Raw genomic sequence first — 21,383 nt, forward strand, 5'->3', positions numbered from 1 at the left:
TCCTGTTGAGGCGGTCCGGCATGTCGAGCACCGGCCGCTCCGTTCTTCATCGGTTTCTCATCGGGTCGCACGGTATCCAGCGCGCGAGCCTGCTTCAATCAAGCTCCCAAGCGGACCGTTACGCGCGCCGCAACGATCGAGGGTGAACCCGCGCGCAGGTCGCCGCTCACCGCTCACTGCTCGCATGTCGCATCGCCGACCGTCGACCGTCGACCGTCGACCGCTGGCTGCCATTCGCTGATCCCCGCTCAGGTGTTGCAACGCTCGATCCACGCGATCACGCCGTCGACGGTGCGGAACTCGTCCGCCGACCGCGCGGGGATCGCCGGATGACGCCGCTGCCAGAGCCGAGCGAGCGCCTGGCCGCCGCCGATCTCCAGCACGCACGACGGCGCGCGCGCCGCCAACTGGTCCATCACCGCATCCCATCGCACCGTCGTGGCGATCTGCCGCGACAGCCCGTCACGCGCCTGCTCGGCGGTCCAACTGCGATTGCCGTCGCTGTCGAACACCGGCAGCGTGGGCGCGTCGATCGCCGCGCCTGCCAGCTCGACGGCGAAAGCCTTGGCGGCTGTCCGCATCAGCGGTGTGTGCGACGCCACCGTGACCGCCAGGCGCGTGCAGCGCGCGCCGCGTTCAGTCAGCGCGGCTTCGGCCGCGTCGAGCGACCCGTCCGACGGAGGCATCGCCCCAGGTCCGTGTGCATGCGAGTCGCTGAGCGGACCGCCGATCACCACCGAATCCTCGCCATTGCGAATGGCGACGGTCACCGCCGAGCCGTGCAGGAGTTCGTCCACCGCGGCCGCGCCGAGGCCGGTGACGCCGCACAGGCCACCGCGTCCCACGCTGCCCGCGGCATCCATGAGCGCGGCCCGACGCGCCGCCAGCGCGACCGCTCGCTCTGGACTGAACACGCCGGCCGCCGCACAGGCGGCAAGCTCGCCGACGCTGTAACCGGCGAGGGCGTCGACCTCGATTGACGTGACGCGCAACGCCGCATGGAGTTGAGTCCAGGCCGACACCGCGGTCGCGGTGATCAGCACCTGCGCATGTCGGTTCGCGTGAGCCCATGCCTCGTCGGCGAGCGCGCCTCGCCAGTCGTCGACGTCGAGCCGTGCCGCCATCGCGGCGATCGCCGCGTCATGCCGCAACCACGGCAGCATCGCCGGATGTTGGTGGCCTTGCCCGCTGAAGACGATCGCGACGCTCACGAGCACTGCCCGAGGTGTTCACCGGCCGTCGACCGCATCGACCGCGCCGATGCGAACCATCCAACAGACGGCGGCCAGCATGTCGGCGGAGCCGCCGGGCGATAGCCGGCGCACCTCGAATTCCTGACCGAGTGCCTCAGCCCGTGCGGTGGCAAAGGGATGAGCGGCGCCGCCGTCGGCGAGGAATCCGCGCGCCGTCTGCTGCGCGAATCGCAGACCCTCCAGGCCGCCGCGATGCGCGAGGTTGCTGTCGTCGAGGGCAGCCATCAAATGGAAGAAGGTGTCGAGCTGTGCGCGCTCGTGCGACAGGCCGCGCGTGCGCGCCGACCGCATCGCGGGCACGCCCACGTCGAAGACAGCGGGAAATCCGAGCGCCGCTTCTTCCGACGCACTGCGAAGCCCGTGCCGCCGCGCGGCCATGCCGCCGGGCAACATCGACGGACGCTGCGCGCGCCGATGCAGCGCCGCGCCCCAACGCTCGACGAGCATCGCCCGCAGCGCCGCCGGCGTCAGCGGTCGGCCGGCCACGACGAGCGCGCCAGCGCTTGCGCACAGCAGCCCCAGCAGGAAGATCGCGCCGCGATGGGTGTTGATGCCTCCGGTCGCCGCGAGCATGCGGGCCTCGGCCTCGATGCCGGCTCGCTCCAGGGCCTCGAAGTCCGCGCCGGACATGCCCAGCCTGGCAATCCGGACGAAGTAGCCGCGCAGCGCGGCGATGCTGCGAAAGAAGGTCCTCGCGTCCATGTCGTCATGGCTGCCGTTGCTGATCAGGGTGACCAGACCCGGTTTGGGCGACAGCGCCAGCTCGTCGTACAGCGCGGCTGCGGCGGCGTGGCCGAGGTCGCGGGCCACGGGCGCCAGGATCGCGTCGGCGTCGCGTGGGCGCCGGCCCAGCGGCCTCTGCTGCGCTGGCGCGCTCATGCCGCCACCTTCATGTCGCGGACGATCTCGCCCAGATCGCTGGCCAGTCGACTGCCGCTGACGGTCTTTACCAGGATCGAGCGGCTGCCGCCGGCGCGCCAGGTCAACCACTCGCGCCACGACACCGCGGTGTCGCCGTCGAAGATCAGCTCGCCATCAAGCCTCAGCCCGGGGATCTCGGTGCGCGCGAGCAACGCGGCGATCGTGTCGGCCTGGGCCGCATCCTGGACGCCCACCCAAAGGTCCACATCCGAATCCGCACGCACATGCGCCATGCCGGTCAAGGCCTGCCAGCCGTAGCTGCCGTAGACGCGCGACTGGACGCCGTCCGCGGCGGCGGACCGGCACAGCCGATCCCACGCGGGCCGCGCCGCGGCGGGCAGCAGTTTGGTCAGCGCGCGCGCGACGGGGAACTCGTCGAAGAACAGCACCTCGCTCCGCGCGAGCATCACGCCAAGCCGGCGGGATTCCCAGCGCAGCGGCGCGGACAGGCCCGTCGCGATGCCGCCAGCGGTCGAGTCGACGGCCGGGCCGGCGTCGCAGCGCTGCTGCGTGACCACCAGCGGCAGGCCACGCGCGGCCCACAGCATCATGCATTCCCGCTCGACCGCGTCGCGAGCGCCCGCGCGCAGGCGCTCCCAGGCCGCGGGCGACGGATGCACGAGTTGATGTCGATGCAGGCGGGTCATGGCGCCTCCAGCACGCGGTCCATCACGGCCGCAGCGAGCCGGCGACCGCCGCGCTGTGCGCCATCGAGCGCACGGCGGTCCTCGGTCGGCGCATCGGCCAGCGCCTGGCGCAGCGCGGCCCGCAGGTCGCCGGTCCACACGCGCCGCACACCGCCCATCGCGACGTAGTTCTCGACGCCCGGCGCGAAGACCGGGTTGGTCCGGGACAGCCCGGTCAGCATCGCCTCCGGCAGCTTGGTCACCCGCGACATCGCTGGAATGCGCATCACGCGGATCTCCGCCTGCGGCAGCGCATCGCAGGCGTCGGCGATCAGGCCCGACGTGATGAAGCCGCCCGACAGCGCCTGGTCGTAGACCAGGCCCAGCACGCGATGCCCGCGCCGGCGCGCGAGGTCGATGCTCATGCCCAGATGGGCCATCGCGCGGTTGATGCCCAGCAGCTCATCGCGCCGCCGCAACTGCTGTCCCTGGGTGTCGATCAACAGCAGGATCGGCCGGCCCGGATGGCGGGCCACGGTGTCCAGCACCACGCGCGCCTGCGCCAGTGCGAGCCGAACGCCGATCGGCGCATGCCCGGTCGTGCCGACGACGGTCAGCGGTTCATCGTCGAGCGCGACTTCGCCGTGCAGCAGTTCGCCGTCCAGCGTCAGCCCGCGGTCCGAGCCGAACAGCGCCTCGGCCAAGGTCTTCCAGTCCATGTTCGAACTCCTTTGCGGTTCAGCGGTTTATCGGCACGTCGGCACATCGGCACATCGGCTCAGCGGCACATCGGCTCAGTGGTTCTCGGGGACGGCCGCGCCGGTGCGCAACGCAACGACCTCGGCCACGTCCAGGTCCGGCACGCTCGCGGCGTCCTCGACACCCAGCCGGCGCCACAGCGCCAGCGCGTCGTCGCCGGAGACCGGCGCATCGAGCAGCGCCAACCGCCGCGCCAGCAGCGCGTGTTCCGCCTCGAGTGCCTCTAGCGTCACGGCGCGCGCCGTGGGCAGCGCGTCCATGGCGTCGATCGCCGCGCGACGGAACGCGGCGACCTCGTCCTCCACCAGCGCGTCACAGTCGCCGCTTAACCAACGATGCTTGCCGCCCGTGGTGCGCCAGACCAGCGCGCGATCGCGCGCGTCGAATTCCTCGACCCCATGGGACGCCTCGATGACCTCCGGCCCCGACATCGCCAGGCGGCCGAGGTCGCTCATGACGACGAAATCGGTGCAGCGCGCCACGATCCCCATGCCACCGAAGCAGCCGTTGGCCGCGCCGATCAACGCGATCACCGGGATGCCGGCATCGCGCGCATCGAGCACGGCGCGCATCACCTCGGAGACCGCGATCAAGCCCGCGTTGGCCTCGTGCAGTCGCACGCCACCGGAATCGAGCAGCAGCAGCACCGCGGCGGGCCGCTCCCGCAGTGCGCGGCGCAGCAGGCCGACGAGCTTGGCGCCATGCACCTCGCCGACGCCACCGCCCATGAAGGCGCCTTCCTGCGCGGCGACGAAGACGGTCCGTCCGTCGAGCCGCGCGCGGCCGATCGCCACGCCGTCGTCGAAGGCGGAGGGAACGCCAAGCTGCGCCAGGTGCGGACTCATCACGCGCTCGGCGGGCGGCAGCCATTCGTGGAAGCTGCCGGGATCGAGCAGCTGTGCAAGTCGCTCGCGCGCGCTGCATTCGGCGTAGGAGTTCGCGGCCACGGCGCTGGTGGACGCGGCGCTCGCGGCCACGGCGTTTGCGCGGGCGATGGGCGTCGTCGCCGTCATGGCCGCAGCTCCCGCACCGCCTGATCCAGGCGCAGGCTGACGACGGCGGGTGTGGCGCCCATGTCGTTGATGGACACCCGCACGCCGGCCAGGTCGTGGCGATGGTGGAAGTCGTCGAGCACCGCCTGCCAGACCGGCGCGAAGCCGCGCGCGGAGGTCTGCACATGCACCGCGCAGTCGCCGCCGTCCCCGGGCTCGAGCATCACCTCGAGGTTGCCGGAGCCGACCACGCCGACCAGCACCGGCGCGAAGGCCGGCACGGCGCGCGTGCCGGCGAAGCGGAAGTCCAGGGTCTCGAGACCCGGTGGGATGGCTGTCATGGGAGTCCTCGTCGTGGGGCGTGGCGTCGTGGCGTCGGGGGCGTCTCGCGCGGTCCGGCGGCGTCACCAGTTGCGGAAGCGTTTCGGGGGGCGATACAGACCGCCGGACGCCCGCACCAGGTCGCGCATGCCGCGCGCGGCCAGCAGGTTGCGCGTGGCGTCGCGCGGGTCGATGCCCAGGTCCTCGGGACGCCGGATGACGCCGCGCTCGCGCAGCTGCTCGACTGCGCGGCGGTCGCGGCCCAGGCCGACCGCGGTGTAGCCGGCCACGCCGCGGATCGCCTGTTCGCGCTCCTCGTCGTTGCGGCACAGCAGCAGGTTGGCGATGCCCTCCTCGGTGAGGACGTGGGTGACGTCGTCGCCGTAGATCATGATCGGCGGCAGGTCCATGCCGGCCTGGCGCTGCAGTTCCCAGGCGTCCAGGCGCTCGACGAAGGCGGGCTGCATGTGCTCGCGGAAGGTCTCGACCATCTGCACGACCAGCTTGCGCCCGCGCGGCGTCGCGGCCGCGCCGCTGCGATGGCTGCGGGCCTCCTCGCCGGCCTTCAGCCAGGCCGGGCTCGCATGCCGGCGCCCGCGCGCGTCGGCGCCCATGTTGGGCGCGCCGCCGAAGCCGGCGATGCGGCCCAGCGTCGCCGTCGAGCTGTTGCCCAGAAGGTCCATCTGCAGCGTCGAGCCGATAAACAGGTCGCAGGCGTAATGGCCCGCGGCCTGGCTGAACGCCCGGTTGCTGCGCAGGCTGCCGTCGGGCCCGGTGAAGAAGACGTCCGAGCGCGCGCGGATGTAGTCCTCCATGCCGAGCTCGGACCCGAAGGAATGGATGGACTCGACCCAGCCCGCCTCGATCGCCGGGATCAGCGCCGGGTGCGGGTTCAGCGCCCAGTGGCGGCAGATCCTGCCCTTCAGGCCGAGCGATTCGCCGTAGGTCGGCAGCAGCAGCTCGATCGCGGCCGTGTCGAAGCCGATGCCGTGGTTGAGCCGCTGCACGCCGTACCCGGCGTAGATGCCCTTGATGGCCATCATCGCCATCAGGACCTGGATCTCGCTGATCTGCGCCGGGTCGCGGGTGAACAGCGGCTCGATGAAGTTGGGCGTGGGCGCCTGCACCACGAAGTCGACCCAGTCCGCCGGCACGTCGACGCGGGGCAGGGGCGTGCCGTCGGGCACCCGCTCGTTGACCTGCGCGATGACCAGGCCGCCGGAGAACGCGGTGGCCTCGACGATCGCCGGTGTGTCCTCGGTGTTGGGGCCGGTGTAGAGGTTGCCCAGCGCGTCGGCGGCGTGCGCGGCGATCAGCGAGACCTTGGGCGTGAGGTCGACGAAGTAGCGGGAGAAGAGCTCCAGGTAGGTGTGGATCGCGCCGATGCGCACGCGCCCGCCGGACAGCAGCTTGGCGAGCCGCGCGCCCTGCGGGCCGGAGAAACTGAAGTCCAGCTGGCCGGCGATGCCGCGCTCGAAGACGTCCAGGTGCTCGGGCAGGGCGAGCACCGACTGGACCATGTGCAGGTCGTGGATGCGGGCCGGGTCCAGCCGCACCAGCGCCTTGGCCAGGAAGTCCGCCTGCTTCTGGTTGTTGCCTTCGAGGCAGACGCGGTCGCCGGGCTTGAGCACCGCGTGCAGCAGGTCGACGATGGCGTCGGTCTCGACCTGCTTGCCGGTCAGGCGCGTGCCGAGCGCCTCGCGAGCCGCGCCGATGCGCGCGGCGCGGTCGCGGGCCTTGGTGTCCAGGTTGATGCGGTCCATGGGCACGGACGGTACGGGCACCGCCGTGCCCGATCAATCAACCGCCGCGCCTGACGATTACGCGCAGCGGAATGATCGAGGCCGTCCGGGACGGCTCAGTGCCCGCCCAGGCGCAGCGTGCGGCTGGCGGCGAGCAGGGCCAGCAGGTTGGGGTCGCGCTCGCGGGCGCGGAGGAAGCACAGCGCGATGGTCTGGCGCACCGCGTAGCGTTCCTGGAGCGGGATCAGCCGGACGCTGGGCGGCAGCACGGCGCGCACGCGCCCGGGCAGCAGCGTGCAGCCGATGCCGCCGCCGACCAGGTTCATCAACGAGAAGATGTCGTTGGTCTTCATCACGATCTGCGGCTCGAAGCCGGCGATGCGGAAGGCGTCGACGAAGCGGCTGTAGGTGACGAAGCCTTCCTGCAGACTGACGAAGCGCTCCTCGGCGCAGTCCCGCAGGTCGATGGCGGCGAGCGCGGCGTAGGGCGACTGGGCCGGCGCGGCGAAGAAGACGTCGTCGTCGAAGAGGGCGTGGGTCTCGAGTTCCGGTGCGGACTCGGGCAGGCCCATGACGGCGGCGTCGAGCGTGCCGTCGCGCAGGCGCTGGGTGAGGTCGGAGTTGGAGCCCAGGATCAGCTCGGCCTGCACCTCGGGCTTGCGGGCCTTGAGCGCCATGATCATCGACGGCACGGTGCCGCTGGTCAGCGAGTACAGCGAGCCGATGCGGATGCGCTCGGCGCCGTAGCCGGCGATGGCGCGCGTGGCATTGATGCCTTCGTCCATGCGCTGCAGGATCTCGCGGGCGACGTCGGCCAGCGCATGGGCCGCGTCGGTGGGCTGCAGGTTGCGGCCCTCCAGCCGGAACAGCGCGCAGCGCGTGCCGGCCTCCAGCGAATGCAGCGCGCGGTGCACGCTGACCGCGCTCGTGCCCAGCCGCTCCGCGGCGCGCGCCAGGCTGCCGCTCTCCAGGAACGTGATCAGGATCTCGAGTTTGCGGAAGGTGATCTCTTCGCTGATGCGGGGGAGCATGGGTCAGGTGCCTTCGAAGGCGGATTTGACCGCGTCGATCAGACGCGCGTGGCGTTCGTAAAGCTTGCCGCCCTCCTGGAACAACTGGGGCAGGCTCTTGCGCAACTTGCCGCTGACGGCCCAGTTGCTCTCCTTCAGCGACCGGATGATCCGGTCGGCATCCTGGTCCGGCATCTCGATGACGCGCTTGATGGCAGCGCGCGCTTCATCGTTCCGCCGGAGCAGCAGGGCCTCCTCGGCCATCTCGTGCTCGACGGTCTGGCGCAGCACGCCACCCAGGTAGTGCGAGTGCGCCGTGAGGTCGGGGTACCGCCAGGCGTGGATGGCATCGCCGGACTCCAGAAACTCGAAATCCGTGATGACGCCATCGACGCAAGTGCGAAGGTCCCCGAAGCGATAGCTGTCGGTGTATCGCTTCATGAAGGGCTTGGAGATGGTTTCGAGCACGTGGTCGTACTCGGCCCGCGCGCGGGCACTGCCGGCGATGGTGGCCGAGATGGGCACGACGATGTTGGGCGGGACGAGACCGTCGATGGCCAGCAGGTGATTGATCAGGAAGCGGTGTGCCCGACCGTTGCCGTCGGCCAAGGGGTGCAGGTAGACGAAGGCGAAAGAGATGGCGGCGATACGCGCGACGCCTCCAACGCCGCGCGTGCGGAGTTCGAGTTCGCGCAACGCCGTCAGCATCGGTTCAACCAAGTCCTCGGATGGCGCGATGTAGTGGACGATCTGGCCGCGAAACGTGCTTTCTCCGATGAACACGGGAGACTGCCTGATGCCAATGCGCAGCGCCGCCTCGCCGAGCACCGCCCGCTGGAGGATTTCGAGGTTGGCAGGCGACATGGCATCGTCCATGTGTCCGCTGTATTCCTGGATGACGGAGGCAAATCGCTTGACGCGATCCTCCTTGTCGGCCTCGTGCTCGATGGCGAAGCTGGCACGCGATTCCTTGAAGGTCAGCCACGTCGCGCTGCGCAACAGGATCTCTGGGCCGTAGAGGTCGTCCAGGTTCTTGACGCCGGTCTGGACGTCGTAGTCCCAGTCCCGCTGTTCGGGAGGCCCCAGGAAGACCAGTGGGCAGAACGCTGGCATCCCGGGCATGTTGTCGTTGACGCGCCAACGGCGATTGCGTTCAGGTCTTGCAGCGCAAAGGTAAAGATCCCCGGCAATGGCGTCGACATAGCCCACCGTCGAGCGGCAATCCGGCACCGGAAGAACAGCTCCAGTGAACCACTCGAAGAGGAAGCCGGCTCGCCGCGCATAGAGACCTGTGGGTTCCCTGCGTATCCAAGCCGCGACTTCCTCGGGATCGAGCACGGCGAAGAGCCGGGAGAAGAATTCGAAGTTCAAGCGTTCGTACTTCAGACCGAACTCGAAATGTCCAGCGAAGTTGTCCTCGGGCTGGTACCTGGATGTCCATGTCCGAAGCTCGCGCCCGCCCGCTTCTTCGCGTTGGAGCCGTGTCCCGATCCGGCTCCGGGTGAACAACGGCTGCACGAGCCGAAGCTGATGCAGCTCTGCCAGTCGCTGAAACCCGATGTGGACGTCGGCCATCACGTGAAATCCGCTAGAGGATCAGGCATTTTGCTAGAGAAACCGTGCATCCGGAGAAATCCGCTATAGCGAGGTCTCCGGCTGAGGTCGGCCCACGATCGGACCCCAACAGGACTCCAGCGCATCATCCAGCCGCGCCTGCCAGTACGCGGCCGTTGATGACGGGCTGGCGGCCTTCGTCAGCGCCTGCAGCGGCGCGATCAGCCGTGGATCAGCCAGGGCCTCCGCGGCATCCAGTTCATAGACATGGCAATCGGGTGTGAGCCGCTTGATCAGCGCTTCGACGATGCCGTCGTCACGCCGCCGGGCCAGGCCGACCAGCGCTTCGCCGCGCACGTCGAGGTCGGTGTCGTCGAGGTTGCGCCGCAGCGCCGCGCGGATCTCCGGCGAGTCCTCCATCCGCAGCGAGCCGAGCGCGAAGGTGGCCCAGTCGCGCACCTCGTCCGACGGGTCCGCGCTCAGGCGGATGAGCCCCGCGATCGTCTCGGGTTCCTCGTAGGACCCCAGCGCCACCGCGACCTGCCAGCGCATCCTGGCGTCGGGATGCGAGGCCAGTCGCAGCAGCGCCTGAACGCTCTCGCCATGCGGCCGCAGCCCCAGCCCGCCCACCGCCGCGCGGACCACGTCGTGATGCGGATCGGCCAAGCCGCGCAGCAGCAGGCGCTGCGTCTCCTCCTCGGCGTACAGGGCGAGCCCAGCCGGGGTGCGGCGACTGAGCTGCGCGGCGATCGAGACGCCCACGGCCCGTCGCCGGACGTTCGGGCTCGCGCACAGCGCGACGACCCGCGCCAGCAGCGCGGGCGATCCGCGTCGCTGCAGGGCTTCGATCGCGCGCCAGCCCTCGTCGGCGTGCCAGTGCCGCAGCGCATGGCGCAGCAGGCGATCGACACCGAGGGACTTCCAACGGGGGCGGGCGGTGCGCTTCATCGGGGCGGCTCGCAGTCGCGGAGCCCCGACTCTACCGAGCCCGGCGCCGCGCGCCTGACGCTCATCCCGGTGGCAAGGGCCACCGGCCTCCTGGCGAGGCCGGCGACCGCTCACCGCGTCGCGGTCTCCTCTTCGCCGGTCGGCAGGCGCAGCGCGCCGGTGTTGTAGTCGTACTCGAACACCTCGCCATGCCGCGCCCAGCTGACCGCCGTCTGCAGCACGGCGCCGGCCTCGGCATCGTCCAGGTGCTCGCTCAGCAGCCGCAGCACCGGCTTGTCGGGCATCTCGCCGCTGGGCTCCTGCTCCAGGCTGTGGCGGATGTGCGCGATCAGCGGCACGTGGGTGACCAGCTGCTGCCCGAAGAGATCGCGCCGCAGGCCATGCGAGCCCTCGACGTAGCGCCGGCCCAGCGAGGTGAGCTGCAGGTCGCCGCTGTCGAGTTGCGCCAGCCCCAGCAGCGCCAGCGCGTGCGCCACCGGCAGCAGCTCCGCGTCGGGCAGGCCGGCTTCCTCGCAGAGCTGCGGCAGGTCCGCGCGGCCGTCGAAGGGCGGATCGGCCAGCAGCTCCAGCAGGCCGTCCATGCGCGCCACGTCGGCGGCGGGCAGGCGCTCGGCCAGCGGGGCCGGGGCGACCGCCGCATCCACCGTGCCGGCCGCGCGCGTCGGGCGCGCCGCGCCGGCGGTCATCAGCGCGTAGACCTCGTCGATCAGCGCGCGCACGTCGGCGCTCTCGGGATCGCGCGGTCGCGGCAGCTGCACCGACAGCTGGCAGCGGATGCGTCCGGGATCGCTCGCGAAGATCAGCACGCGGTCAGCCATCATGACGGCCTCCTCGATGTTGTGGGACACCACCAGCATCGCCTGCGTCGGCATGTGCCCGCCGTCCCACAGCTCCAGGATGTCCTCCCGCAGCCGCTCGCCGGTCAGCACGTCCAGCGCCGAGAAGGCCTCGTCCATCAGCAGCACGTCCGGCTCCGTCACCAGCGCGCGCGCGATGCCGACGCGCTGCCGCATGCCGCCCGACAGCTCGCGCGGCAGGGCGCCCTCGAAGCCCGACAGGCCGATCAGCGCGATCGCCTCCTCGGCCTTGACCGCGCGTTCGGCCTTGGCCACGCCGCGCGCCTCCAGGCCCAGCTCGACGTTCTGCTGCACCGTCAGCCAGGGGAACAGGGCGAAGGACTGGAACACCATGCTGATGCCGCGCGCCGGGCCCGACAGCGGCTGTCCGCGATAACGGACCTGGCCGGCATCGGCCGGCACCAGCCCGGCCATGATGCGCAGCAGCGTGCTCTTGCCCGAGCCCGACTGCCCCAGCAGCGCGACGATCTCGCCCTCGCGCAGGTGGAAGTCCACGTCCGCGAGCACCGGCCGCGGATGCCCGTCGGCCGAGCGGAAGCGCTTGCCGACGCCATGGAGTTCGATGATGGATGCGGTCATGCGGTGCTCCTCACAGATGCATGCGGTCCTCGGCCAGCCGGTACAGGCGGCGCCAGACGAAGTGGTTCAGGCCCATCACGAAGACGCACATCACGCCGATGCCCAGCGCGATCCGCGGGAAGTCGCCCTTGGCCGTCATCTCCGCGATGTAGCTGCCCAGGCCATGCGCCTTGAGCGTGGTGTCGCCCCAGGACACGTACTCGGCCACGATGCTGGCGTTCCACGAGCCGCCGCTGGCGGTGATCGCCCCGGTGACGAAGCTGGGGAAGACCGCCGGCAGCAGGTAGCGGCGCCATTTCAGCCAGCCGCTCAGGCCCAGGTTGCGCGCGGCGTGCCGCAGCTCGGCCGGGATGTTGGACGCGCCGGCGATGACGTTGAACAGCAGGTACCACTGCGTGCCGAAGATCATCAGCGGCGAGAGCCACACGTCCGGATCGAGCTTCCAGCGCACGATCAGCACCACGACCACCGGGAACAGCAGGTTGGCTGGGAAGGCCGCCAGGAACTGCGCCACCGCCTGCAGGCGGCCGGACCAGCGCGGATTCATCCCGATCCAGATGCCCACCGGCACCCACACCAGCGCCGCCAGCGCGATCAGCACCAGCACCCGCGCCAGCGTCACCAGGCCCAGGCCGACCACATGACCCGCTTCGGACCAGCCGACCTCGGCATGGACGAAGCGCACCAGCTGGTACAGCGCCACCATCACCGCGGCGGCCAGCACCGCATCCCAGGCGCGCTGCCACGCGGCCACGGCGATGCGCGGGCGCGCGCGGATCGAGGTGCCGTCATGGTGCCGGCGGAACCAGACCAGGCTGCCCTCGAGCCGGTCCACCAGCCACGCCGCGGCGCGGCGCGTGAACGCGGTGCGGCGCAGCCAGTTCAGCATCCAGGAGTTGGGCGCGTTGTCGGTGCCGCTGTCCTCGAAGCGGAACTTGTCGGCCCAGGCGACCAGCGGCCGGAACACCAGCTGGTCGTAGAGCACGATGCCCACGAGCATCGCCACGATCGCCCAGCCGATCGCGCCGAGGTCGCGCGCCTCGATCGCCATGGCGATGTAGGAGCCGACGCCGGGCAGCTTGATGCTCTGGTCGGAGACCGAGATGGCCTCCGACGCGACGACGAAGAACCAGCCGCCCGACATCGACATCATCATGTTCCACAGCAGTCCGGGCATCGCGTAGGGCAGCTCCAGCCGCCAGAAGCGCTGCCAGCCGGAGAGCTGGAACACCCGCGCCGCTTCGTCGAGCTCCGAAGGCACGGTGCGCAGCGACTGGTAGAGGCTGAAGGCCATGTTCCAGGCCTGCGAGGTGAAGATCGCGAAGATCGCCGCGCACTCGACGCCCAGCAGGTTGCCGGGGAACAGCGCGATGAAGCCGGTCACCGTGATCGACAGGAACCCCAGGATGGGGATGGACTGCAGGATGTCGAGCATCGGCACCAGCACCTTCTCGGCGGCGCGCACCTTGGCCGCCAGCACCGCGAAGACCGCGCTGAAGAGCAGCGCCAGCACCATCGCTGCCAGCATGCGCAGGTTGGTGCGCAGCAGGTAGTAGGGCAGGTGGGACGGGTCCAGCGACAAGGGCAGCGGATCGCCCAGCGCGAAGGGACGCGTCATCTGCGCCGCGCCGTAGGCCAGCAGCACGAGCAGGCCCAGCACCAGCGGCAGCAGCGCCCAGTCCCAGCGATTGGTGCCCGCCTCGACCACGGGGCGGGGGAAGAATTGGCGGCGGTCCATGCGCGCTCTCTTCTCTACATGGATTCCAGGGAACAGACGACCCCCTGGGGCCCCCCGCGCGAAGGTCCGCAGGATGCCTGCGGCGGCCTTCAGAAACCTGTCCACTGTCTGTCCGCTGTCTGGCCGCGCGCGACCCGCGCGTTACCCGCGCGCTACCTGCGCCTCAGCGGCGCAGGCCTTGCGCCACCTCGAAGAAGGAGCCGAGCAGCAGGCTGTCGCGGCGCTCCTTCAGGCAGTACAGATGGGTCTCGGTGAAGGCCGGGTCGCCCTCGATGCGCACCGGGCGGAAGCGCGCGTCGGGGATGAATTCCGCCTCGGACACGACGCCGATGCCGATGCCGCGCGCGGCCGCCTCGCGCAGCGCCTCGCGGCTGCCGATCTCCATCGCGACGCGCGGCGTGATGCCCGCCTGGCGCAGCGCCGACTCGAGCGCGCGGCGCGTGCTCGATCCGGCTTCGCGCTGCAGCAGCGGCTGCTCGGCCAGCTCCCGCAGCGACACATGCTCCCGCGCGGCGAAGGGATGGTCGAGGTGGACGAAGAGGATGATCGCGTGCCGCGCGTAGGCCATGGTCTCGAAGCCCGGCGCGTCGTGGAAGCGCGCCAGCACGCCGACGTCGATCACGTAGTTCTCCAGGTCGCCGAAGACCTGCGCCGAATTGCCCAGCCGGATCGAGACGTCCACCTTGGGATAGCGCTGGCGGTAGGCGTCGACCATCTCGATGACGTGGAAGGGACCCACCGCGCCGAGCTTGAGCTGCCCCCGGGTGAGCTCCCCGCAGTCATGCAGCAGGTTGTAGGCCTCGACCTCCAGCGCGGCGAGCTGCCGGGCGATCGGCAGCAGCTGGTGGCCGACGCTGGTCAGCTCGATGCGATGGCCGCGGCGGTGGAAGAGCTCCACCTTGTGCTGCTGCTCCAGGCCCTGCACCTGCGTCGTCAGGGTTGGCTGCGAGAGCCCGAGCGCCCGCGCCGCCGCGCTGAAGCTGCCATGGCGGGCGACGGCGAGGAAGGCGCGGAGCTTGGCGGCGGACATGTATAGACGCTCTCGATGATTTCTTGCGGTTGGCCATATTGATTCGATCGAGTGACGGTCACGTGACGTTCCTACGCTGCGTGGGCAGTTCCCCCTCAACCCAACCTGGAGTGCCCATGAACCGCACCCGTTTTCGGCCTGTCTGGCTGACGCGCGCAGGTCCTGGTGCGCGAGCTTCGACTACTACAAGGCCTCGCAGCAGTGCGACCTCAGCCAGAGGCGCGACGGCCTGCGTGGCGACGCCCTGTTCTACGCCGGTCGCGCGACCCGGGGCCCTCGCGGCACGGCCGACCTACGAGCAGGAGGCGTGGCCGATCGTCGGAGAGACCGAGCGGACGATCCATAGATCGCATGAATGCTTCGGTCGAGAAATCAACATGGGATCGATGGATCTGCTGTCATGTTGGATTCATAGAGTGCCGGCATTCGCTCACCACTCCTGGATGCCGCCATGTCCCATCCCCGCTTCTCCGCCGCGCGCCGCGCCGCACTGGGTGCCGCCCTGGTCCTCACCGTCTGCGCGGGCCTGCCGCGGCACGCATCGGCCCAGCCGCGGGCGCTGACCATCGGCCTGATCCCGGCCGAGGACTCCCAGGCCATGATCGAGTCCAGCCGGCAGGTGCTGGACGCGCTGCAGCAGCAGCTGGGCATGCCGGTGAAGCCCTTCGTGGCCACCGACTACAACGGCGTCATCGAGGCGCTGCGCGCGAAGAAGCTGGACGTGGCCTACCTCGGCCCGTTCTCCTACGTGCTGGCGAGCTCGGTGGCCGAGGTCGAGGCCTTCTCCGTCGCGGTGACGAAGAAGACCGGCCAGAGCGCCTACCGGAGCGTCATCCTCGCCCGCAAGGACAGCGGCCTGCGCAGCGTCGCCGAGCTCAAGGGCCGCAACTTCGCCTTCGTGGATCCGAGTTCCGCCTCCGGCCATCTGTTCCCCAAGGCAGGACTGCAGCAGACGGGCCTGGACCCGGACGCCTACTTCGGCCGCGTCGTGTTCTCGGGCTCGCATGACGCCAGCATCCTGGCGGTGGCCAACAGGAAGGTTGACGCGGCCGCTGTCGCGGACCGCATCTTCAACGGCGCGGTCGCCAAGGGGACGGTCAAGCAGGACGACTTCGTCGTGCTGTGGTCCTCCAGGCCGATTCCCGAATCGCCGATGGTCTGGCGCAAGGACCTCGATCCAGCGCTCAAGGAGAAGCTCGCCAAGGCGCTGGCCAATCTCAAGGACGTGAAGTGGGGCGACCAGGGCGTTCTCAACGGCTTCCAGCCGACCAGCGACGCCGCCTACGACGTGGTCCGCGACACCGCCAAGGTGCTCAAGCTCGACCTGCGGGGCATGAAGTGATCGCACTGCGTGGCGTCACCAAGCGCTTCGGCGACAACGACGTGCTGCGCGGCGTCGACCTGGACGTGCGGCCCGGCGAGTTCCTGGTGGTGCTCGGCCCGTCCGGCGCCGGCAAGTCCACCTTGCTGCGCTGCATGAACCGCCTGGTCCAGGCCGACGGCGGGACGATGACGATCGCCGGCCTGGACGCGCGTGGCGCTGCGCGTGCCACGGAGCTGCGTGAGCTGCGTCGGCGCGTGGCGATGGTGTTCCAGCACCACCAGGTCGTGCTGCGGCTCAGCGTGCTGAAGAACGTGCTCAGCGGGCGGCTCGGCGCGATGGCCGTCTGGCGCTCGGTGCTGCAGCTGTTCCGCGCGTCCGACATCGCGCTGGCCATGGCCTGCCTGGACCGCGTCGGCCTCGCCCACAAGGCGGCGTCGCGCACCGACGCGCTGTCGGGCGGGCAGATGCAGCGCGTGGGCATCGCCCGCGCGCTGGCGCAGCAACCGCAGGTGATCCTGGCCGATGAGCCGGTCGCGAGCCTGGACCCGCACACCGCCCGCCAGGCGCTCGGCTACCTGAAGCAGGCCTGCCGCGAGCTCGGCATCACCGTGGTCTGCAACCTGCACCAGGTCGACTACGCGCGCGAATTCGGCGATCGCATCGTCGGGCTCTCGCAGGGGCGCGTGCTTTTCGACCGGCTGCCGCGCGAGCTCTCCGAGGCGGAACTCGAGGCGCTCTACGCGGGCAGCGCCGCGCAGGCGGGCCTGCAGCTGATCGCGCCGGTGAACGTGCCGGTGAATGCCTCGATGAATGCGCCAGCGAATGACCCGGAGCGCATCGCCTCGATGGCCGCGTCGGCGCCGCCGGCCGCTACCGCCCCGACCTGGAGAACCGCATGACGACGATGACCGCTGTGGACCGCGCCGCCCGCGATCGCACCCGCTGGCTGGTGGCGCTACCCACCACGCCGGGCGGCTGGACGAAGCTGCTGGCGCTGATGGTCGCGGGCCTGTGGGCGCTGCAGTGGAGCGCCCGGGGCGCGCAGCTGAGCCCGGCCGAGCTGGCGAGCGGCCTGCCGCAGATCGCCGATTTCCTCGGCCGCACCTGGCCGCCGGACTGGCGCATCCTGGAGCGGCTGTGGGCGCCGGCGCTGGAGACGGTCCAGATCGCCGTGTGGGGCACGCTGCTGGGCGTGATCGGCGCGATCCCGGCGTCCTTCCTCGCGGCGCGCAACCTGCACGGACCCCGCTGGCTGTATCACCTCACCCGCCAGGGCCTGAACGTGACGCGCAGCATCAATGAACTGATCCTGGCGCTGGTGTTCGTGTCGGCCGTGGGACTGGGACCGTTCCCCGGCGTGCTGGCGCTGGCGGTGCATGGCGCCGGCATGCTGGGCAAGTTCTTCGCCGAGGCCATCGAGGAGATCGACGACGGTCCGCTCGAGGCGCTGCGCGCCACCGGCGCCCGGCCGCTGCAGGTGATCGCCTTCGGCGTGCTGCCGCAGGTGATCACCGCCTGGATCGCGGTGGTGCTCTATCGCTTCGAGGTCAACCTGCGCTCGGCGACGGTGCTGGGCATGGTGGGCGCGGGCGGGCTGGGCTTCGAGCTGGTGGGCAGCCTCAAGCTCTTCAAGTATCCCGAGACCGCGACCTGCATCCTCGTGATCACGGCGATGGTCGTCAGCGCCGACCTGGTGTCGAGCCGGCTGCGCCGCGCGATCCAGGATGCCGGCCGGCATTGAGCAGGCATTGACCGTCATCGAGCGCGAGGACCCGCCCATGACCCCCTGGACCTTCCACAACCCCGTCGACGTGCGGGCCGGCAACGGCGCGCTGGCGCAACTGCCGCGCCTGGTCGGCGCGCGCGACGCGCTGCTGATCGCCTTCCCGGAGGCCGACGCGCTCGGTCTCGTCGGCCGGGTGCGCGAGCTGCTCGGCGATCGCCTCGTCGCGGTCGAGACCGACATCCGCCCCAATCCCGACCTGCGCTGGCTCGCGCCGCTGTACGAGCGACTCTGGCGCGAGCATCGCGGCGCGCGCTGCGTGATCGCGCTGGGCGGCGGCAGCAGCATCGACTGCGCCAAGGCGATGCTGACGGCGACGCCCTCGGGCCGCTTCGATGAACTGCTCGATCACCTGGTCGACCCGAAGGCGGCGCCGCTGTCGGCGGATGCGCCGCATCGCGCGCTGATCGCGGTGCCGACCACCGCCGGCACCGGCAGCGAGGTCACGCCCTGGGCGACGCTGTGGGACGCCGCGCGCGGCCGCAAGCATTCGCTGCACCTGCCCTGGACCTGGCCGGAGGCGGCGATCGTCGATCCGTCGCTGATGGTGAGCCTGCCGGTGGGCGCCACGCTCGCCAGCGGACTGGACGCGCTGTCGCACGCGCTGGAGGCGCTGTGGAACGTGCATCGCAATCCGGTGTCCTCCAGCCTGGCGGCGAGCGCCGCGCGGGCGATCGTCGCGACGCTGCCGGCGCTGCTGCGCGAGCCGCGCCGGCTCGACCTGCGGGAGGCGCTGGCCGTCGCGGCGCTGCAGGCCGGCATGGCCTTCTCCAACACCCGGACCGCGCTGGCGCATTCGCTGTCCTACGACATCACCTTGACGCGCGGCACGGCGCACGGCATCGCCTGTTCGTTCAGCCTGCCGCGCGTGATGCGCCTGGCCTTCGGGCGCGACGCGGCGCTGGACGCGCGGCTGCTGTCGATCTTCGACGCGGTCGATGCCGACGGCGCGGTCGCCGCGCTGGAACGTTTCCTGGCCGCGCTGGGCGTGTCCACCGATCCCGCCGACTACGGCATCTCCCCCGACGACTGGGACGCGCGCGTCGCTCAAGCGCTGCGCGGCCCTCGCGGACGCAACTTCATCCAGGCCCTCGCATGAACGACGTTTCGATTGCCACCCCTGTTTCAACGGATTCGACGGACTCGACGAGCCACGGCGCGTCGACCGCCACGACCGCCGAGGCCCGGCGCCATTCGCGCCTGCAGGCGGTGATCTTCGACTGGGCCGGCACGCTGGTCGATCACGGCTCGCTGGCGCCGACGCAGATCTTCGTCGACGCCTTCGCGACCTTCGGGATCACGCTGACGCTGGACGAGGCGCGCGGCCCGATGGGGCTGTCCAAGCGCGACCACATCCGCACGCTGCTGGAGGACGACGGCCTGCAGGCGCAATGGCGCGCGCGTTTCGGCCGCGCATCGAGCGACGCGGACATCGACGCGATCTATGAGCGCTTCATGCCGATGCAGATCGCGCATGTCGGTCGTTACTCGGCGCCGATCCCGGGCGCGGTGGAGGTGCTCGCCGCGCTGCGCGGCGCCGGGCTGAAGATCGGCTCGTGCTCGGGCTATCCGCGCCAGGTGATGGACGTGCTGCTGCCGCAGGCCAAGGCCGATGGCGTCTGGGCGGACCACGTCGTCGCTGGCGACGAGCTGGCCGCGGGCGGCCGCCCGGGCCCGTTCATGGCCCTGGCCAACGTGCTGGCGCTGGGCATCGGCGACGTGCGCGCCTGCGTGAAGGTCGACGACACGACGCCCGGCATCGAGGAAGGCCGGCGCGCCGGCATGTGGACGGTGGGCCTGAGCCTGTCGGGCAACGAGACCGGCTTGACGCTCGAGCAGCTGCAGGCGCTACCCGACGCGGAGCTCGTCGCGCGCCGCGACGCCGCGGCGCGGCGGCTGACGGCCTCGGGCGCGCACCTGGTGATCGACTCGGTCGCGCAGCTGCCGCGGGCGCTCGCGGAGATCGAGGCCCGGATGGCGCGCGGCGAGCAGCCCTGATCCCTCCCGAACGGGCGGTCCCGGCTCCCCGCGTGCGAAACGCGTCCGTGCTCCGGCGGCCCGGGGGATGGGCGCTCCTATCATGGCCGGCGAACTTCCAGCCCCATGAGGTCGCCGTGTCCGCCAATCCCTCGATGCCTGCTCCCACGTCCTCGCGCCGCAAGCTGCTGGTGCTGATGCCGACGGCGGAGGAGCATCTGGCCCAGTTCCGCCAGCGTTATGACGTGATCTACGCGCCGACCGCCGAGGCGCGCGCCCAGGCGGTCGCCGGGCAGGGCGCGGAGATCGAGCTGGTCGTGACCATCGGCGCGGTCGGCCTGCGCGCCGACGAGATGGCGGCGATGCCCCGGCTGGGCGCCGTCGCGGCGCAGGGCGCCGGCTACGAGGCCATCGACCTGGCGGCCGCCCGGGCCCGCGGCCTCACCCTGTGGAACGGCGCGGGCACCAACGATTCCTGCGTCGCGGACCATGCAATGGCGCTGCTGCTGGCCTCGGTGCGGGCGCTCCCGCAGCAGGAGGGCGCGCTGCGCGCCGGCCTTTGGCGCGACGCGCTGCCGCTGCGCCCCAGCGTCAACGGCCGCAAGCTGGGCATCCTGGGCCTGGGCACCATCGGGCTGCGCATCGCCAAGCGGGCGCTGGCCTTCGACATGGAGGTCGGTTATCACAACCGCCGGGAACGCCATGACGCGCTGGGCTCGCGCTACTTCGACTCGGCGCTGGCGCTGGCCGGGTGGGCCGACTTCCTCATCGTCGCCGCGCCCGGCGGCCCCGCCACCCGGCACATCGTCAACGCCGAGGTGCTGAAGGCGCTCGGGCCGCAGGGGCACGTCGTCAACATCGCGCGCGGCAGCCTGGTCGACACCGCCGCGCTGGCCGCGGCGCTTGCGGCCGGCGAGCTCGGCGGCGCGGCGCTCGATGTCTATGAATCGGAACCGAAACCGCCCGAGGCCCTGCTCGGCTTCCCCAACGTGATCCTCACGCCGCACATCGCCGGATGGTCGCCCGAGTCGGTGCAGGCGACCGTCGACCTGTTCCTCGAGAACGCCCGGCGCTGGGAGGCGGGCGAAGCCGTGCTGACGCCGCTTTGAAGCCGCCAAAAAAAAGTCCGCGGCCCCAGGGGGCAGCGGACGAAGACTTGAGAACTGAAAAGAAAGGTCCCCTGGACAGGGGACCCCGGCTCCGCGGACGGAACGAAGGCGGCGGCGGAAGCTAGGCTGTCAACCCAGCAGACCGGTCGCCAACCCCACGCAGGACATGACGCCGATGCAGACCACCCAGGCATCCGCGTTGTTCAACGAGGTCCAGACCGTTTGCTTGAGCATCTGCATTGCCATCTCCTGCTGCAGCCGGAAGTGGCTGCGATGGATGGCAATGTACTGTATGTCCATACAGTATTCAACAGGGGATCGCCGGATTGTGCGCCTCGCGCCACGGCGACCCGCTGATCGACGCGCCCATCACCTTTGGCGCCGGGCCCGGCACGCCGGGTTGGAGCACAGGCCGTACAGCGCCAGCGCATGCTCCACCAGCTCGTAGCCGCGCTCCTCGGCGATCTCGCGCTGGCGCTGCTCGATGCCGGCGTCGTAGAACTCCTCCACCCGGCCGCAGGCCAGGCAGACCATGTGGTCGTGGTGCTGTTCGGAATTGAGCTCGAACACCGCTTTGCCCGACTCGAAATGCTGCCGCGCCAGCAGCCCCGCCTCGACGAACTGCATCAGCACCCGGTACACCGTCGCCAGGCCGATGTCGGCCTCCTCCAGCAGCAGCTGGCGGTAGACGTCCTCGGCGCTGAGGTGGCGTTGGTTCGACTGCTCGAAGATCTGCAGCACCTTGATGCGGGGCAGCGTCGCCTTCAGGCCGCTGGATTGCAGGCTCTCGATCTGGTGCTTGGGGGAGTCGGGCTTGTGCGAGTCGGGCATGGGCGGGCAGGGCAGGTGCGGACTGGCGA

General features: G+C 70.7%; 21 protein-coding genes. 6 read left to right on the top strand and 15 right to left on the bottom strand.

Annotation, left to right across the window (positions count from 1 at the left end; all coding sequences use genetic code 11):
- Positions 1–248 precede the first annotated feature (248 nt).
- From FHT38_RS02080 to FHT38_RS02140, 13 genes are all read right to left on the bottom strand, one after another.
- Positions 249–1,211: an acyltransferase domain-containing protein gene (locus tag FHT38_RS02080; protein WP_183489424.1), complete on the bottom strand. Its 963-nt coding sequence runs from the start codon at positions 1,209–1,211 to the stop codon at positions 249–251.
- 18 nt (positions 1,212–1,229) lie between these two features.
- Positions 1,230–2,132 carry a triphosphoribosyl-dephospho-CoA synthase MdcB gene (gene mdcB, locus FHT38_RS02085; RefSeq protein ID WP_183489427.1) on the bottom strand — a complete coding sequence of 301 codons (903 nt, stop codon included), beginning with the start codon at positions 2,130–2,132 and terminating at the stop codon, positions 1,230–1,232.
- On the bottom strand, positions 2,129–2,821 hold the full coding sequence (gene mdcG / locus FHT38_RS02090) for a malonate decarboxylase holo-[acyl-carrier-protein] synthase (protein WP_183489430.1): 693 nt from the start codon (positions 2,819–2,821) through the stop codon (positions 2,129–2,131). Before mdcG ends, mdcB begins: the two co-directional genes overlap by 4 nt.
- Positions 2,818–3,519 (bottom strand): biotin-independent malonate decarboxylase subunit gamma, encoded by a 702-nt coding sequence (locus tag FHT38_RS02095; protein ID WP_183489433.1) that lies wholly within the window; start codon positions 3,517–3,519, stop codon positions 2,818–2,820. The genes mdcG and FHT38_RS02095 overlap by 4 nt, the downstream gene beginning before the upstream one ends.
- Before the next feature lie 75 nt (positions 3,520–3,594).
- Entirely contained in the window at positions 3,595–4,572 is a 978-nt protein-coding gene (locus FHT38_RS02100; protein WP_183489436.1) for a biotin-independent malonate decarboxylase subunit beta, read from the bottom strand.
- Positions 4,569–4,892, bottom strand: a complete 324-nt coding sequence (mdcC, locus tag FHT38_RS02105) for a malonate decarboxylase acyl carrier protein (protein ID WP_183485014.1) — start codon at positions 4,890–4,892, stop codon at positions 4,569–4,571. Before mdcC ends, FHT38_RS02100 begins: the two co-directional genes overlap by 4 nt.
- 63 nt (positions 4,893–4,955) lie before the next feature.
- Entirely contained in the window at positions 4,956–6,635 is a 1,680-nt protein-coding gene (gene mdcA / locus FHT38_RS02110; protein WP_183489439.1) for a malonate decarboxylase subunit alpha, read from the bottom strand.
- A 95-nt stretch (positions 6,636–6,730) separates the two neighbouring features.
- Complete coding sequence (locus tag FHT38_RS02115) at positions 6,731–7,645, bottom strand: LysR substrate-binding domain-containing protein (protein WP_091721103.1); 915 nt, start codon at positions 7,643–7,645, stop codon at positions 6,731–6,733.
- Between the two features lie 3 nt (positions 7,646–7,648).
- On the bottom strand, positions 7,649–9,199 hold the full coding sequence (locus FHT38_RS02120) for a Fic family protein (RefSeq protein WP_183489442.1): 1,551 nt from the start codon (positions 9,197–9,199) through the stop codon (positions 7,649–7,651).
- A gap of 63 nt (positions 9,200–9,262) precedes the next feature.
- A complete protein-coding gene (locus FHT38_RS02125) occupies positions 9,263–10,126 on the bottom strand; it encodes a HEAT repeat domain-containing protein (protein ID WP_183489445.1) in 864 nt (287 codons plus the stop codon).
- Between the two features lie 110 nt (positions 10,127–10,236).
- The gene (locus tag FHT38_RS02130; RefSeq protein WP_183489448.1) at positions 10,237–11,562 is read right to left on the bottom strand and encodes a nitrate/sulfonate/bicarbonate ABC transporter ATP-binding protein; all 1,326 of its coding nucleotides are present in this window, start codon (positions 11,560–11,562) and stop codon (positions 10,237–10,239) included.
- A 10-nt stretch (positions 11,563–11,572) separates the two neighbouring features.
- Entirely contained in the window at positions 11,573–13,300 is a 1,728-nt protein-coding gene (locus tag FHT38_RS02135) for an ABC transporter permease subunit (RefSeq protein ID WP_183489451.1), read from the bottom strand.
- A gap of 163 nt (positions 13,301–13,463) precedes the next feature.
- A complete protein-coding gene (locus tag FHT38_RS02140; protein WP_183489454.1) occupies positions 13,464–14,330 on the bottom strand; it encodes a LysR substrate-binding domain-containing protein in 867 nt (288 codons plus the stop codon).
- A gap of 451 nt (positions 14,331–14,781) precedes the next feature.
- Between FHT38_RS02140 and phnD the strand changes: the two genes are divergently transcribed.
- From phnD to FHT38_RS02170, 6 genes are all read left to right on the top strand, one after another.
- Positions 14,782–15,672 carry a phosphonate ABC transporter substrate-binding protein gene (gene phnD, locus FHT38_RS02145; RefSeq protein ID WP_183489457.1) on the top strand — a complete coding sequence of 297 codons (891 nt, stop codon included), beginning with the start codon at positions 14,782–14,784 and terminating at the stop codon, positions 15,670–15,672.
- Positions 15,669–16,553, top strand: coding sequence for a phosphonate ABC transporter ATP-binding protein (gene phnC / locus FHT38_RS02150; protein WP_183489460.1), 885 nt, complete (start codon positions 15,669–15,671; stop codon positions 16,551–16,553). The genes phnD and phnC overlap by 4 nt, the downstream gene beginning before the upstream one ends.
- On the top strand, positions 16,550–17,395 hold the full coding sequence (phnE, locus tag FHT38_RS02155) for a phosphonate ABC transporter, permease protein PhnE (RefSeq protein ID WP_221213727.1): 846 nt from the start codon (positions 16,550–16,552) through the stop codon (positions 17,393–17,395). The genes phnC and phnE overlap by 4 nt, the downstream gene beginning before the upstream one ends.
- Positions 17,396–17,432: 37 nt before the next feature.
- Positions 17,433–18,536, top strand: coding sequence for an iron-containing alcohol dehydrogenase PsrA (psrA, locus tag FHT38_RS02160; RefSeq protein WP_183489464.1), 1,104 nt, complete (start codon positions 17,433–17,435; stop codon positions 18,534–18,536).
- Positions 18,533–19,435 carry a phosphonoacetaldehyde hydrolase gene (phnX, locus tag FHT38_RS02165; RefSeq protein ID WP_183489467.1) on the top strand — a complete coding sequence of 301 codons (903 nt, stop codon included), beginning with the start codon at positions 18,533–18,535 and terminating at the stop codon, positions 19,433–19,435. The genes psrA and phnX overlap by 4 nt, the downstream gene beginning before the upstream one ends.
- A 134-nt stretch (positions 19,436–19,569) precedes the next feature.
- Entirely contained in the window at positions 19,570–20,523 is a 954-nt protein-coding gene (locus FHT38_RS02170) for an NAD(P)-dependent oxidoreductase (protein WP_183492364.1), read from the top strand.
- Between the two features lie 129 nt (positions 20,524–20,652).
- Here FHT38_RS02170 and FHT38_RS02175 read toward each other — a convergent pair whose 3' ends face one another.
- Positions 20,653–20,823 (bottom strand): hypothetical protein, encoded by a 171-nt coding sequence (locus FHT38_RS02175; RefSeq protein WP_183489470.1) that lies wholly within the window; start codon positions 20,821–20,823, stop codon positions 20,653–20,655.
- A 69-nt stretch (positions 20,824–20,892) separates the two neighbouring features.
- Entirely contained in the window at positions 20,893–21,354 is a 462-nt protein-coding gene (gene fur, locus FHT38_RS02180; RefSeq protein WP_091721138.1) for a ferric iron uptake transcriptional regulator, read from the bottom strand.
- Between the last annotated feature and the right edge of the window lie 29 nt (positions 21,355–21,383).

This window comes from Mitsuaria sp. BK041 (genome assembly GCF_014193085.1).
Lineage (GTDB): Bacteria > Pseudomonadota > Gammaproteobacteria > Burkholderiales > Burkholderiaceae_C > Roseateles.

Coding starts and splice junctions, on each gene's coding strand:
- FHT38_RS02140 (WP_183489454.1), bottom strand. CDS start 14,330: ATGTCCGCCGCCAAGCTCCGCGCCTTCCTCGCCGTCGCCCGCCATGGC.
- phnX (WP_183489467.1), top strand. CDS start 18,533: ATGAACGACGTTTCGATTGCCACCCCTGTTTCAACGGATTCGACGGAC.
- phnE (WP_221213727.1), top strand. CDS start 16,550: ATGACGACGATGACCGCTGTGGACCGCGCCGCCCGCGATCGCACCCGC.
- FHT38_RS02175 (WP_183489470.1), bottom strand. CDS start 20,823: ATGGACATACAGTACATTGCCATCCATCGCAGCCACTTCCGGCTGCAG.
- mdcA (WP_183489439.1), bottom strand. CDS start 6,635: ATGGACCGCATCAACCTGGACACCAAGGCCCGCGACCGCGCCGCGCGC.
- FHT38_RS02095 (WP_183489433.1), bottom strand. CDS start 3,519: ATGGACTGGAAGACCTTGGCCGAGGCGCTGTTCGGCTCGGACCGCGGG.
- mdcG (WP_183489430.1), bottom strand. CDS start 2,821: ATGACCCGCCTGCATCGACATCAACTCGTGCATCCGTCGCCCGCGGCC.
- FHT38_RS02170 (WP_183492364.1), top strand. CDS start 19,570: ATGCCTGCTCCCACGTCCTCGCGCCGCAAGCTGCTGGTGCTGATGCCG.
- mdcB (WP_183489427.1), bottom strand. CDS start 2,132: ATGAGCGCGCCAGCGCAGCAGAGGCCGCTGGGCCGGCGCCCACGCGAC.
- fur (WP_091721138.1), bottom strand. CDS start 21,354: ATGCCCGACTCGCACAAGCCCGACTCCCCCAAGCACCAGATCGAGAGC.
- phnD (WP_183489457.1), top strand. CDS start 14,782: ATGTCCCATCCCCGCTTCTCCGCCGCGCGCCGCGCCGCACTGGGTGCC.
- mdcC (WP_183485014.1), bottom strand. CDS start 4,892: ATGACAGCCATCCCACCGGGTCTCGAGACCCTGGACTTCCGCTTCGCC.
- FHT38_RS02130 (WP_183489448.1), bottom strand. CDS start 11,562: ATGACCGCATCCATCATCGAACTCCATGGCGTCGGCAAGCGCTTCCGC.
- psrA (WP_183489464.1), top strand. CDS start 17,433: ATGACCCCCTGGACCTTCCACAACCCCGTCGACGTGCGGGCCGGCAAC.
- FHT38_RS02100 (WP_183489436.1), bottom strand. CDS start 4,572: ATGACGGCGACGACGCCCATCGCCCGCGCAAACGCCGTGGCCGCGAGC.
- FHT38_RS02115 (WP_091721103.1), bottom strand. CDS start 7,645: ATGCTCCCCCGCATCAGCGAAGAGATCACCTTCCGCAAACTCGAGATC.
- FHT38_RS02135 (WP_183489451.1), bottom strand. CDS start 13,300: ATGGACCGCCGCCAATTCTTCCCCCGCCCCGTGGTCGAGGCGGGCACC.
- FHT38_RS02125 (WP_183489445.1), bottom strand. CDS start 10,126: ATGAAGCGCACCGCCCGCCCCCGTTGGAAGTCCCTCGGTGTCGATCGC.
- FHT38_RS02120 (WP_183489442.1), bottom strand. CDS start 9,199: ATGGCCGACGTCCACATCGGGTTTCAGCGACTGGCAGAGCTGCATCAG.